Raw genomic sequence first — 12,477 nt, 5'->3', positions numbered from 1 at the left:
TGAGGCCGGATTTACTAACTAACTCAGGAAAGTAAACATGAATACTATAGCAAAACGCGATCAAAATACCAAAGCCATGACCATAAATTTTCATGGTACCGACTTAATCACAGTAAAAGATGGTGATGCAGTATTTGTTGCAATGATGCCTATCTGTAAAGCGGTCGGTGTTGCATGGAACGCTCAACTCGAGAGAATCAAGCGCCACCCTGTTCTAAATTCAACCATTCGTATCATACGCATGGTTGCTGCAGATGGTAAAACTAGGCCGTTTAGCTGCTTACCATTAGATATGCTAAACGGATGGTTGTTCAGTATTGATGCAAGCCGTGTTAAGGACGGCATTAGAGAAAAGCTAGTAAGATATCAAGCTGAGTGTTTCAAAGCATTATCTGACTACTGGGTTAAAGGAAAAGCCGAACGCCCTTCAAAATCAGAACTTACAACCACAATGGAACGCACCCCACTTAAAGACGCTGTTAACATGCTGGTGGCTAAACGTGGCCTGCCTTACCCTGATGCTTATAAATTTATTCATCACCGTTTTGGCGTTGATCATTTGGATGAATTGACAAAAGAGCAGTTGCCACAGGCTATTGAATATGTACACCGGCTTTGCATGGAAGGGGAATTGCTGCCAAAGCAAGCCGAAGTGAGCGCCCAGGGCATAATGGTGGCCATACCAAACAACAGCAGCTACAGCCGCTGGCTGGTAAGTGTTGAAGATGGTAAGCCCACGCTGATTGATGCCAGCAACAAAGCGTTGATCGATGTGCATGTGGCCAGGCAACTTGCCAATGAAGCTGGCGCAGTAGCTGCTTATATAGAGTCAAAAGCAGAGCAGCGCGACTTAGAGGCGAAGCTGTTACGCGAAGAAAGCCGCAGGTTGCGGATCTTCATGGGTGAGGAAAACAAGAGCCGGTTAGATAAACCGATTTCTGAAATATTTATGGCTTAAGGAATTAACATGAGCAATACAGTAAAGTTTGTTGATGTGGGGCGTTTTGATATTAGCATCGACGGCCTGCTTGCTATAAGGGTCCTCCAAGCGGAGGATTTGAACGAGCGCAAAAGCGGCGCTATGGTAATGATTGGTGACGAAATACTTGAGACAGATGTTAAGGCGAAGGATGTATCGTTCCAACCGGGGCAATGGAATAAAAACAGTATGTGTATTCACTTTAGAGACTACGCATTCCCGATTGACGATGATGCAATACCAGCTATTAAGGCTATGTTCTCAATAACCGACTTAAAAGCTGTTTAATAAAACAGTTAACACCAAACAAACCCGGCCGTTAACAGCGCGCCGGGTTTTACCATCCCATGATGTTAGCCAGGATAATAGCCGGCACAGCCAGCAGACCAAGCAGAATAAACATATCCTCCTGCCGTTGTCGCCATGCCCTACCTTTCTTACCTCCAAGTTCAAAACAATAAAGCCCAGCGCAAATAAGTGGCAACCCAAGAAGCCAGCTGACACTATCACCAAGCCCCCACCCCACGATAACCAAACCCAGCATTAAAATGATGTGCATTGTTAAACCCGGCAATTAAATTTCCAACAGCATAACAAAGCGGGTTAATATTGCCATTAGCAGATGCGAGCCAATTTCTCATTGAGTACATAATAGAGTACATGGGTTTAAAAATAACAGTAAATGAGCGATAAAATAATTAATAAAAACAATGCTGTATTTAATATTGCCATTATTGCTGGCGAACACTCCGGCGACATTCTTGGCGCCGATTTAATCGAAGCATTACGTCAGCTTCACCCCGATGCAAATTTTTATGGCATTGGTGGCCCGCGTATGCAGGCACTTGGTTTTAACGCACTGTTCGATATGGAAGAGCTGGCTGTTATGGGCCTGGTTGAAGTGCTGGGCCGGTTACCGCGGCTAATCCAGGTAAAACGTGAAATAGTAGCGACAATGCTGAAAAACCCACCGGATGTTTTTGTCGGCATCGACGCCCCGGATTTCAATTTGCGGGTTGAGCTGGAGTTAAAGCAAGCCGGTATCAAAACCGTCCATTATGTCAGCCCGTCGGTTTGGGCCTGGCGCCATAAACGTATTTTCAAAATCGCCAGGGCAACCAATATGGTGTTGTCATTGTTACCTTTTGAAAAAGCATTTTACGACAAATATCAGGTACCTTGTACTTTTGTTGGCCACACCATGGCCGATACTATGCCCATAGTCGTCGATAAAGCAGAGCACAAAACGGCACTGGGTCTGGACCCAGCCCGGCCAGTGCTGGCAATAATGCCTGGCAGTCGCAGTAATGAGATTAAACTATTGGCGCCGGATTTTCTGGAAGCTGCCCGTATGTTGCAGCTTCAGCAACCAGAATTACAACTTGTTGCTAATATGGTTACTGAACAAAAAGCAGCACTGTTTGCCGGAATAAAACAGCAATGTGCGCCAGAACTGGCTGTCACCGTGTTCACCGGTCAGGCCCGGCAAGTATTGCTGGCGGCAGATGCAACCTTTATTACCTCGGGAACGGCAACCCTTGAAGCAATGCTAGCCAAGTGTTTGATGGTGGTTGGCTACCGGGCGAACTGGTTAACCTATCAGATTGGCCGGCGCCTGGTTAAGCTGGCTCATTTCAGTTTACCTAATTTGCTGGCTGGCAGGGCCATGGTGCCGGAGCTGTTACAACATCAGGTTACACCTGCGGCTCTGGTGGCGGCGATGGCGCCGATGCTGCAAGCTGATAATAAAAAGCTGGTTGCAGATTACCAGACTATTCATCAGCAAATTAAATGTAATGCCAGCGCACGGGCTGCTGAAGCAATACTGGAGGTAGTGCGTTCTGATGTTGTGGCATAGACCTGAAGTACAATTATTATGTGGTGTGGATGAAGTCGGCCGCGGGCCACTGGTTGGTGCCGTTGTGACTGCTGCCGTGATACTTGACCCGGCACGGCCGATTGCCGGGCTGACAGACTCAAAAAAGCTCAGCGCTGCTAAACGTGAAGCACTTGCACAGCAGATAAAAGAACGCGCACTCTGCTGGGCGCTCGGCAGGGCCGAACCGGCTGAAATTGACCGGCTGAATATCTTGCATGCCACCATGCTTGCCATGCAACGCGCGGTGGCTGCTTTAACAATTCAGCCTGAGTGGGCGATGATTGATGGCAACCGATGCCCTGAGCTGCCCATGCCCGCTACTGCAGTTGTCAAAGGCGATAGTCTGGTGCCGGAAATCAGTGCCGCTTCAATTTTAGCGAAAGTGGCAAGGGATGCGGAGATGGCCGGGCTAGACGAGCGCTACCCCCATTTTGGTTTTGCCGCGCACAAAGGTTACCCGACAGCGCAACATCTGGCAGCGATAGGCGAATACGGTATTCTGGCCGAACACCGCCGCAGTTTTAAGCCGGTGCGCCTGATTGCTGAGCGGAATTCCTGATGAAGAATCCGGCATTTATTCATTTACGGGTGCATAGCGATTTCTCAATGATCGACGGTGTGGCCAAGGTTAAACCGATTGTCAAAGCTGCGGCTGCAGCAAAAATGCCTGCCCTTGCGCTGACTGATCAGATGAATTTTTGCGGGTTAGTCCGGTTCTACAGCGCGGCACACGATGCCGGTATTAAGCCGCTGGTTGGAGTGGATTGCTGGGTGCAGCACCCACTGTTAGGCAACGAAAGTGCCCGGCTACTGCTGCTGGCTATGGATAATGTCGGTTATCAAAATCTGACGATGCTGATTTCCAAAGCCTATTTGCGGGGGCATGTCGCGGGCAAGCCACAGCTTGATCACCAATGGCTTGCCGAACACAACAGTGGTCTGATTGTGCTATCAGGTGGTAAAGATGGTCCGCTGGGTAAGGCCCTGGTAAAAGAAAACCCGCAAACGGTAACCGAACTGGTCAGTTTTTATCAGCAATACTTTGCAGACAGGTTTTATCTGGAGTTAATTCGGACAAACCGGCCTGACGAAGAGCGTTATATTCAAAAAGCAGTGCTGCTGGCTGAACAACAGCAGCTACCGGTTGTGGCGACCAACGAAGTGGTGTTTTTGCAGGCCAGCGACTATCCGGCTCACGAAATCCGGGTGGCTATTCATGATGGTTTTACCCTCGATGATAAACGCCGGCCAAAAAACTATTCTGAGCAGCAGTACCTGCGTACCGAGCAGGAAATGCAGGAACTATTTGCTGATATTCCGGAAGCGCTGGAAAATAGCGTAGAAATTGCCCGACGCTGCAATGTAACTATTCGCCTCGGGGAATATTTTTTACCTGCGTTCCCGACAGGTGGCATGACCGACGGTGACTTTCTGGTACTGAAATCACAGGAAGGACTGGAACAGCGGCTGCTGCAATTATTTCCGGACGAAGCTGAGCGCATTGCCAAACGACCACCCTATGACGAGCGGTTACAGATAGAACTGGACGTTATTAACCAAATGGGTTTTCCGGGCTACTTCCTGGTAGTAATGGAGTTTATTCAGTGGAGTAAAGACAACGACATTCCGGTAGGGCCGGGGCGGGGATCGGGTGCTGGTTCTCTGGTAGCCTATGCCCTTAAAATTACCGATTTAGACCCGCTGGAATTTGACCTGCTGTTTGAAAGGTTTTTAAATCCGGAACGGGTATCAATGCCCGATTTTGATGTCGATTTCTGTATGGATCGGCGTGACGAGGTTATTGATCACGTTGCCGAAATGTATGGCCGCGAAGCGGTATCCCAAATCATTACCTTTGGTACTATGGCGGCCAAAGCCGTTATCCGGGATGTTGGCCGGGTACTCGGTCATCCGTATGGGTTTGTTGACCGGATTTCCAAACTGATCCCGCCGACGCCCGGCATGACTCTGGAACAGGCTTTTAAAGAGGAACCCCGTTTACCTGAGCTATATGCCCAGGATCAGGAAGTTAAAGATCTTATCGATATGGCCCGCCAGCTGGAAGGTGTGACTCGTAATGCCGGTAAACACGCCGGTGGTGTGGTGATAGCCCCCACTAAAATTACTGATTTCTCGCCATTATATTGCGACGACGAAGGCAATAATCCGGTTACCCAGTTTGATAAAAACGATGTCGAGTACGCCGGCTTGGTTAAGTTCGATTTCCTCGGTTTGCGCACCCTTACCATATTGCAGTGGGCAGTCAATATGGCGAACAGCCGGCTGCAGAAAGAGGGCCGCAAGCCGATTGACATCAACAGTATTCCACTGGTTGATAAGCGCAGTTTTGATTTGCTGCAACGAGCAGATACAACAGCGGTATTTCAGCTTGAATCACGCGGCATGAAAGACTTAATCCGCCGCCTGCAGCCTGACTGTTTCGAGGATATGATCGCTTTGGTGGCGCTGTTTCGGCCAGGCCCATTGCAATCAGGCATGGTTGATAACTTTATTGACCGAAAACGCGGCCGGGAAGAAATATCATACCCTGATGCGACCTGGCAGCATGACTCATTAAAGCCTATTTTAGAGCCAACCTACGGCATTATCCTGTACCAGGAACAGGTTATGCAAATTGCTCAGGTATTGTCTGGTTACTCGCTTGGTGGTGCAGACTTGTTACGCCGGGCCATGGGTAAGAAAAAGCCGGAAGAAATGGCCAAGCAGCGTGATACTTTTCAGGAAGGCGCTGCCAAAAATGGCATCGATCCGGAACTGGCGATCAAAATATTCGATTTGGTGGAAAAGTTTGCCGGCTATGGCTTTAACAAGTCACACTCTGCCGCGTATGCCCTGGTGTCATACCAAACCCTTTGGATGAAAGCCCATTTCCCGGCCGAATTTATGGCTGCGGTAATGTCGGCGGATATGGATAACACCGATAAAATTGTCACGCTGGTTGATGAGTGCGAGCGGATGAAGCTTAAACTTAATCCACCTGATGTAAACAGTGGTCAGTATAAGTTCACCGTTAACGAGCAAGGCCATATTGTCTACGGTATTGGCGCCATAAAAGGCGTCGGTGAGAGCCCGATAGACGCTATTATTGAGGCGCGAAACCAGTATGGCAGCTTTCATGATTTATTTGATTTCTGTGCAAAAGTCGATTTAAAACGGCTAAACCGGCGGGTAATGGAGAAACTGATTTTATCAGGCGCCATGGATCAACTCGGCCCTCATCGGGCGGCGTTAATGGCGAGCCTCGAAGAAGCGATGAAAAAGGCTGAGCAACATGCCAAAGCACAGGCCGTTGGCCAGGATGACTTATTTGGCTTGTTAAGCCCAGAGCCAGAGCAATCGGCAACGGCATTTAAGCAGGTGCCAGAGTGGCCCGATGAAATCTGGCTGGAAGGTGAGCGGGAAACGCTGGGGTTATATTTAACCGGCCATCCGATTAACCGTTACGCGGACGAAATTCGCCACTATGTATCGTGCCGCTTGGTTGAGCTGCAGCCGACCAAGAAAGACCAGAGCGTGCAGGTCGCCGGCTTAGTGGTGTCAGTGCGGGTAATGATCAACAAGAAAGGTCGGCGCTGGGCAATCGTTACCCTGGATGATAAATCGGCCCGGTTAGATGTACGTTTTTTCCCGGAACAGTTAGAAACATTTGAGGAATTGCTGCAAAAAGACCGTATTCTGGTGATAACCGGACAGGTCAGCTTTGATGATTTTAATGGTGGCCTTACAATGTCGGGCCGTGATGTCAGTGAAATAACCGCAGTGCGGGAAAAATCGCTGAAATCTTTGAATATCACTGTACAATCGCCGCAAATAGACCACAATTACCTGCAAAGATTGCAGCAGGTACTAAATGAATTTAAGGCGGGTACGGTACCCGTTACTATCAGGTACCAACGACAGGAAGGGCAGGTAACACTGCAGTTAGGGACAGCCTGGTGGGTGACGCCCGCCGACGCTTTGTTGCATCAGTTAAGACAATTAGCAACAATAGAACTGGAATTTAATTAATTAGGTAGTGATAGTCGATGATGCTGAATTATTTAGAGTTTGAGCAGCCGATTGCTGAACTTGAAGCAAAAATAGACGAATTGCGTAACGTCAGTCGCAACGGCGACTACGATCTTGGTTTAGAAGAAGAGATCAACAAACTAAAAGAAAAAAGTCTGGGTTTAACCAAGAAGATATTCTCTGAGCTGGGTGCCTGGCAAGTGGCGCAAATGGCCCGTCATCCCCGCCGCCCTTATACCCTGGATTATTTGAAACTGATTTTTACTGACTTTGACGAACTGGCCGGTGATCGCACTTATGCCAACGACAACGCTATTGTCGCGGGCACCGCGCGGATCGGCGAACATGCCGTAATGGTTATCGGCCACCAGAAAGGCCGGGATACCCGGGAGAAAATCCGGCGTAACTTTGGCATGCCACGCCCGGAAGGCTACCGTAAAGCGTTGCGGTTGATGGAAATGGCCGAGCGTTTTAACATGCCGATCATTACCTTTATCGATACACCAGGGGCCTATCCTGGCATTGGTGCGGAGGAACGTGGCCAGTCAGAAGCGATAGCGCGCAACCTGAAAGTAATGGCGGGTTTAAAAGTGCCGGTTATCTGTACTGTTATTGGTGAGGGCGGCTCAGGTGGCGCCCTGGCAATTGGCGTTGGGGACAAGGTTAACATGCTGCAGTTCAGTACCTATTCGGTGATTTCACCGGAGGGCTGTGCCTCAATTCTTTGGAAAAGTGCAGAAAAAGCGCCGCTGGCAGCAGATGCGATGGGCATTACTGCAGAGCGTTTGAAAGAGCTTGATTTAATTGATGCGGTTATTCCTGAGCCATTGGGTGGCGCGCATCGCTCGCCGGAACAAATGGCGCAAACCCTGAAAAAAACCTTACTGAAAGATTTGGAGAAGTTACAGCAGTTGGATACGAAAACCCTGCTGGATAATCGCTACAAGCGACTGATGTCATTTGGCTATTGTTGACTTGTAAAGCATTATCAGAAAACCAGCGCTTGTCGCTGGTTTTTTTATCCGGATAATAGCCATACAGGGCGAACAGCCACCGGGAACCAGGCGAGATTACGAGGTATGGTAACTTTTAATGGCAATCATTAATGCAACTGAACTTGCCGCAATGCTTGAGAAATGTGGCGCGACCAAAGTGGTGCTGGCGCTCAGCGGCGGCCTGGACTCTATGGTGTTGCTTGAATTATTGCATCAGGTCAGGCAAATCAGAGCGTATCAGCTGCAAGCCATTTATGTTAATCATGGCTTAAGTGCCGATGCGCCGCGCTGGGCTGAGCATTGCGCCAACGCCTGTGCGGAACGCAATATTGATTTTGTCAGCCTGAAAATCAATATCGACGCAGCTGCCAATGTTGAAGCTGCCGCCCGGGATGGCCGCTATCAGGCGCTGGCGCCATATATTGATTCTGCTCATACCGTATTACTGACAGGTCATCATGCTGACGATCAGCTGGAAACGTTATTGCTGGCGCTAAAACGGGGTGCCGGTGTATCTGGTTTAAGCGGCATGGCCCGGCAACGGCCTTTTGCCCGCGGCAGCCTGCTGCGGCCCCTCTTGCATTGTGAACGCCGGCATATTCTGGCTTTTGCCCAGCAAAATCAGTTGCAATGGGTGGAAGACAGCAGTAACAGAGATAACCGGTTTGACCGAAATTACATTCGGAACGAAGTAGCGCCGTTACTTATAAACCGCTGGCCGGCCTTTACCGACACGACACTGCGCAGCATGCAGCATCTGGCAGACCATCAGCAACTGCTCAATCACTACACTGAACAGGCGTTGCTTAACTGCGCTAATGGTAAACAACTAAATTTAACTGCACTGGAGCAATACCTGCCTTTACAACAGGATTTAGTTATCCGCAGCTGGCTGGCGCAGTTTAAGTTAAACCCCTCCAGCCAGTGGTTGCTAACTTTAAAACAACAGGTAATTGAGGCCCGCGAAGATGCCGTGCCCGAGTTAGTGCTGGCAGGTTACCAGCTAAGACGTTTTCAGAAGCGGTTGTACCTGTTACATGCTGCAACTGAATTGCAAGGTGAAAGCGAGGCGGCAATTTCCTGCCAGTTGTCGTGGCCAATGCAAAGTAAGCTGCAGTTACCAGCCGGGCTTGGTGAGCTGGCGGTATGTCACGAGCAAGCGGCAGAGCGTCTGGCGATGACCAGAGGGCAGGTAACAGTGGTGTTTGGCCAGCTAAGCTTGCCATTTAAGCCGGCGGAACAGGTTCAGCACAAGCCCCTTAAACAGTGGTTTAAACTCTGGCAGGTCCCACCATGGCAACGCAGCCAGATACCGTTGTTGCTAGACAACGAGAAACTGGTCGCGGTAGCCGGATATGCATCTGCAATCAGCACGTTACAGGCGGATTGCTGGCTTGACTGGTTGCGAAATTAACGGTTGTACCGCTCAGTGTTTCCCGGGCAGATTGCCGCAAGTTTGCTTTGCCAGCTGCTTTGGCTTCGTACAACGCGCGATCCGCTGTGGCAAAAAGCTGCTCAGCAGACTGCATTGGTTGCAGATAAGCTAACCCCGCGCTGGCACTGATACCGTATTGCTGACATTTATAGTGTTGATTAATGGCTTTTAACAAGCGACGGGCGACTAAGTCGGCGCTGTCAGCGTCTTCGTCCGCCAATATTATCGCAAATTCATCACCACCAAACCGAAACAGACTGTCGGTTTGGCGTAACGCGTCGCGCATGCAATCTGCAACAACAACAAGCAACTCGTCGCCCATGGCATGGCCGTAGTTGTCGTTAAGCTGCTTAAAGTTATCCAAATCCAGTAATAACAGGGCGCAGGTTTGCTGGCGCCGACGTGATAACTGAATAGCTTTAGCGAAACTGTCGTCGAAAAAGCGGCGGTTACCAAGCGCGGTCAGCGGATCTTTTAACGCCATTTGCTGCAGACGGGCTACGACTAACGCATTACGTAGTGCAAACAGCCACTCGCTTTCAAGTAATAGCAGATCCCGCTGCTGCATGGGGCTGAAAGGCTGGTTGCTATGATAGTGAACTTCTGCCAGGCATTGCTGATTCAGCACCAGCAAGCTTTTGTATGTATGGGCGCTGTTAGTCGAGCCGGCGGCACTATGTTCACCAAAAGCAGTATTTAGCCTGATCCCACTGATATTAAGTACCCGCCCGACATACATTGAAAAAATGTCCAGCTGCTGCTGAATATCGAGACTGGTTTGCAGTTGGCTGGTTAGCGTCTGTTCGCTGCAATCGGGCAAGCTGTCGGTTTGCTGACAACGATTAAGTGCCGCATAGCTGGGGGCCACGTCAAGTGCTAATTCCCGGGTCATTATACAGTCCATTACCAGTCCTTATTAAACGGTGATGCCTGTATAAAGCAAAATTCAAGCCAAATGTTAATTGTTAATAAAATCAGTGTTTTAATTGTATGCTTCGTTGTTGAGTCAAGCTATTGACGGCGTGCTAATCGTTGTCTGCGGCAAGGAACTGCACTATCTTATCCATTTGCTTACAGCCGTCGTCAAAACCCAGCTCAATTAAGCGGCGGGTGTATTTCTGTTCAAACAGTAAATAACTGGCCAGGCTTGAATCGGAATGCTGACGGATCCCAAGACCTCGCAGCAAAGTGCGAACGGCTAGTGGTAAACACAAATAGTATTCGCTGGCCAGCAAATTAAAGTTCTGACTGGGATTTATCAGCATGCTTTGCACTGGCTTCAGTTCAGTTTCGATGTTATTTGCACGTAGAGTTTCAACCGTTTTGTTGACCCGTTCCATCCGTTCCAAATCAGAGTTTAGCGTATCGGTAAAGATGGTATCCAGCAAATGGCCTGCGACGGTAGCGAGATCAGGATGATGCAGGTTGCGCCGGCTGATTTCTTCTTTACGCGGGTCTTCAACGCCAATTATAAGAATTTTGTCAGCGCCCAGATGAATGGGCGCACTTAACGGTGCTAACTGATTAACAGAACCATCACCAAAATATTGCTGATGGATCCGTACCGACGGGAAGATAATTGGAATGGCAGCAGAGGCCATTAAATGATGCACGCCCAGCAGGGTCCGCTGACCGCAACGCTTTGCCCGGCGCCATTCTTCCGCATGATCTGACTGGAAAAAAGTAATGGAATCGCCGTTGTTGTAACACGATGAGGTAACCGAAAAGCTGGACAGATAGCCCCCCATAATATTACGGTCAATCCGTTGTAAATCGAGGATCCGGCCCAGTAATTGTTTCAGCGGCTTGTTATCGAACACACTTACTGGCTTTTTATTGGCATAATCTGCCTGAAAAGCACCAAATACGTTTTGCAGTAAATGCCAGAATACCCTCGGATAGTCAGAGTAATACACCTGATTGGTGTGAAAATGCCGCCAGACAGATTCAATTTTTTTAACACCCAGGTGAAAACATGATGCATAACAGGCGATACCTGCACCATTAATAGCGCCAGCCGATGTACCGCTGATAATATCAAAAGGCGCCGGACTGGTTCTGGGATAGTGCTGGGCGATTGCTTTAAGCACCCCAACCTGATAGGCCGCACGTGCGCCGCCTCCGGTTAATAACAAGGCGGTTTTTTTTCCGTCAAGCGGTCGTTGTCGTACCATAGTTATATTGAACTTTTCTGCAATGTTGCGCTCTCTGTTGCTATATTGCAGTATATCTAAGCCACTAACAAGGAGACACTTATGACCGCGCAACCATCTGGTAGCGGACAACAGCTTTACTATGCAGGTATTGCAGCAGTCGTTATTGTTATATTGCTGGCATTGTGGCTGCTGGTTAAACCAGCCAGCGAGCCAGATCCAGACTCTGTCGGCGAAAACCCGGTACCAGCGCGGGTAGAAATTATTGATGAGCAACCTGTCCCGCCTGCGCTGCAAGAACCTGCAGCAGAAATGGCAGCTGAAACTGACTCAGTTACAGAACCTGCAGAGACAGAGCCTGAGGTAACGTTGCCTGAACCTGCGCCGGAGCCATTGCCAGCGTTAGAGAATTCTGACCCGGTGTTAAAGCAGGAAGTACTGAAGCTAAACTGGCAGCCGGGGTTAGCTGGTTTGATTAATACCGAGCAGATGATCCGTAATCTGGTGGTAACGGTGGATAATCTGGCGCAGAGGCAACTGGTTGCCAAACACCCGGTTGTTAAGCCACTGGACCAGCCATTTGTGGCAATTCCGGCAGAAGATAATCAAACCTATCAACTGGACCCTTCCGGATATCAACGGTACGAGCCTTACATCCGGCTACTGGAAAACGCCGAGCCAGCGCAAATAGTTGGCCTTTTAAAGCAATATCAACCGCTATTTGAGCAGGCATTTGGTGAGCTGGGGTATCCAGAACTGAGCTTTAATCAAAGGTTACAACAGGCCTTACAGCAGTTTTTAGCTATTGAGCCTGTAAACGCAGACACAACTCTGGTTCGTAAGTCTGTGGCATATACCTACGCTGATCCACAAGTGGAAGCGCTGAGCGATCTTGAAAAACAGGTTATTCGTCTGGGGCCGGCTAATCACCAGCGTTTACGTGTGGTTGCCCAGAAATATCTGGCGTTGCTGCAGAATGCAGACTTATAAACACCTTGCTCAGGCGA

General features: G+C 49.2%; 11 protein-coding genes. 8 read left to right on the top strand and 3 right to left on the bottom strand.

The window, feature by feature from the left end; all coding sequences use genetic code 11:
* Positions 1–37: 37 nt before the first annotated feature.
* Both KQY15_RS03410 and KQY15_RS03405 read left to right on the top strand, forming a co-directional pair.
* Complete coding sequence (locus KQY15_RS03410; RefSeq protein WP_217667189.1) at positions 38–958, top strand: phage antirepressor N-terminal domain-containing protein; 921 nt, start codon at positions 38–40, stop codon at positions 956–958.
* Positions 959–967: 9 nt separating this feature from the next.
* The gene (locus KQY15_RS03405) at positions 968–1,267 is read left to right on the top strand and encodes a hypothetical protein (RefSeq protein WP_217667187.1); all 300 of its coding nucleotides are present in this window, start codon (positions 968–970) and stop codon (positions 1,265–1,267) included.
* A gap of 49 nt (positions 1,268–1,316) precedes the next feature.
* Here KQY15_RS03405 and KQY15_RS03400 read toward each other — a convergent pair whose 3' ends face one another.
* Complete coding sequence (locus KQY15_RS03400; protein ID WP_217667185.1) at positions 1,317–1,538, bottom strand: hypothetical protein; 222 nt, start codon at positions 1,536–1,538, stop codon at positions 1,317–1,319.
* Between the two features lie 123 nt (positions 1,539–1,661).
* On the opposite strand from KQY15_RS03400, the gene lpxB reads away from it, so the two are divergent.
* The 5 genes from lpxB to tilS all read left to right on the top strand — a co-directional run bounded on the left by lpxB (position 1,662) and on the right by tilS (position 9,296).
* A complete protein-coding gene (gene lpxB, locus KQY15_RS03395) occupies positions 1,662–2,837 on the top strand; it encodes a lipid-A-disaccharide synthase (protein ID WP_217667183.1) in 1,176 nt (391 codons plus the stop codon).
* Positions 2,824–3,417, top strand: coding sequence for a ribonuclease HII (gene rnhB / locus KQY15_RS03390; RefSeq protein WP_217667181.1), 594 nt, complete (start codon positions 2,824–2,826; stop codon positions 3,415–3,417). The genes lpxB and rnhB overlap by 14 nt, the downstream gene beginning before the upstream one ends.
* Positions 3,417–6,887 (top strand): DNA polymerase III subunit alpha, encoded by a 3,471-nt coding sequence (gene dnaE, locus KQY15_RS03385; protein WP_217667179.1) that lies wholly within the window; start codon positions 3,417–3,419, stop codon positions 6,885–6,887. The genes rnhB and dnaE overlap by 1 nt, the downstream gene beginning before the upstream one ends.
* 17 nt (positions 6,888–6,904) lie before the next feature.
* Complete coding sequence (gene accA, locus KQY15_RS03380; RefSeq protein WP_217667177.1) at positions 6,905–7,861, top strand: acetyl-CoA carboxylase carboxyl transferase subunit alpha; 957 nt, start codon at positions 6,905–6,907, stop codon at positions 7,859–7,861.
* A gap of 118 nt (positions 7,862–7,979) precedes the next feature.
* The gene (tilS, locus tag KQY15_RS03375) at positions 7,980–9,296 is read left to right on the top strand and encodes a tRNA lysidine(34) synthetase TilS (RefSeq protein ID WP_217667175.1); all 1,317 of its coding nucleotides are present in this window, start codon (positions 7,980–7,982) and stop codon (positions 9,294–9,296) included.
* On the opposite strand, the gene KQY15_RS03370 is transcribed toward tilS, so the two are convergent.
* Together KQY15_RS03370 and KQY15_RS03365 are read right to left on the bottom strand one after the other, a co-directional pair.
* Positions 9,250–10,221 (bottom strand): GGDEF domain-containing protein, encoded by a 972-nt coding sequence (locus KQY15_RS03370; RefSeq protein WP_217667173.1) that lies wholly within the window; start codon positions 10,219–10,221, stop codon positions 9,250–9,252. The two genes, tilS and KQY15_RS03370, sit on opposite strands and share 47 nt — an antisense overlap.
* A gap of 121 nt (positions 10,222–10,342) precedes the next feature.
* The gene (locus tag KQY15_RS03365) at positions 10,343–11,491 is read right to left on the bottom strand and encodes a patatin-like phospholipase family protein (RefSeq protein ID WP_217667171.1); all 1,149 of its coding nucleotides are present in this window, start codon (positions 11,489–11,491) and stop codon (positions 10,343–10,345) included.
* Between the two features lie 81 nt (positions 11,492–11,572).
* On the opposite strand from KQY15_RS03365, the gene KQY15_RS03360 reads away from it, so the two are divergent.
* Positions 11,573–12,460 (top strand): DUF3014 domain-containing protein, encoded by an 888-nt coding sequence (locus KQY15_RS03360; RefSeq protein WP_217667170.1) that lies wholly within the window; start codon positions 11,573–11,575, stop codon positions 12,458–12,460.
* The last annotated feature ends 17 nt before the right edge of the window (positions 12,461–12,477 follow it).

Source organism: Arsukibacterium indicum (genome assembly GCF_019100565.1).
Lineage (GTDB): Bacteria > Pseudomonadota > Gammaproteobacteria > Enterobacterales > Alteromonadaceae > Alishewanella > Alishewanella indicum.
The sequence above is the reverse complement of the archived record's forward strand: the minus strand, read 5'-3'. Positions and strand labels throughout refer to the sequence as shown.

Bases quoted from the DNA above. Each gene is read 5' to 3' on its own strand.
- KQY15_RS03410 (WP_217667189.1), top strand. From the start codon at position 38: ATGAATACTATAGCAAAACGCGATCAAAATACCAAAGCCATGACCATA.
- KQY15_RS03405 (WP_217667187.1), top strand. From the start codon at position 968: ATGAGCAATACAGTAAAGTTTGTTGATGTGGGGCGTTTTGATATTAGC.
- KQY15_RS03400 (WP_217667185.1), bottom strand. From the start codon at position 1,538: ATGCACATCATTTTAATGCTGGGTTTGGTTATCGTGGGGTGGGGGCTT.
- lpxB (WP_217667183.1), top strand. From the start codon at position 1,662: ATGAGCGATAAAATAATTAATAAAAACAATGCTGTATTTAATATTGCC.
- rnhB (WP_217667181.1), top strand. From the start codon at position 2,824: ATGTTGTGGCATAGACCTGAAGTACAATTATTATGTGGTGTGGATGAA.
- dnaE (WP_217667179.1), top strand. From the start codon at position 3,417: ATGAAGAATCCGGCATTTATTCATTTACGGGTGCATAGCGATTTCTCA.
- accA (WP_217667177.1), top strand. From the start codon at position 6,905: ATGATGCTGAATTATTTAGAGTTTGAGCAGCCGATTGCTGAACTTGAA.
- tilS (WP_217667175.1), top strand. From the start codon at position 7,980: ATGGCAATCATTAATGCAACTGAACTTGCCGCAATGCTTGAGAAATGT.
- KQY15_RS03370 (WP_217667173.1), bottom strand. From the start codon at position 10,221: ATGGACTGTATAATGACCCGGGAATTAGCACTTGACGTGGCCCCCAGC.
- KQY15_RS03365 (WP_217667171.1), bottom strand. From the start codon at position 11,491: ATGGTACGACAACGACCGCTTGACGGAAAAAAAACCGCCTTGTTATTA.
- KQY15_RS03360 (WP_217667170.1), top strand. From the start codon at position 11,573: ATGACCGCGCAACCATCTGGTAGCGGACAACAGCTTTACTATGCAGGT.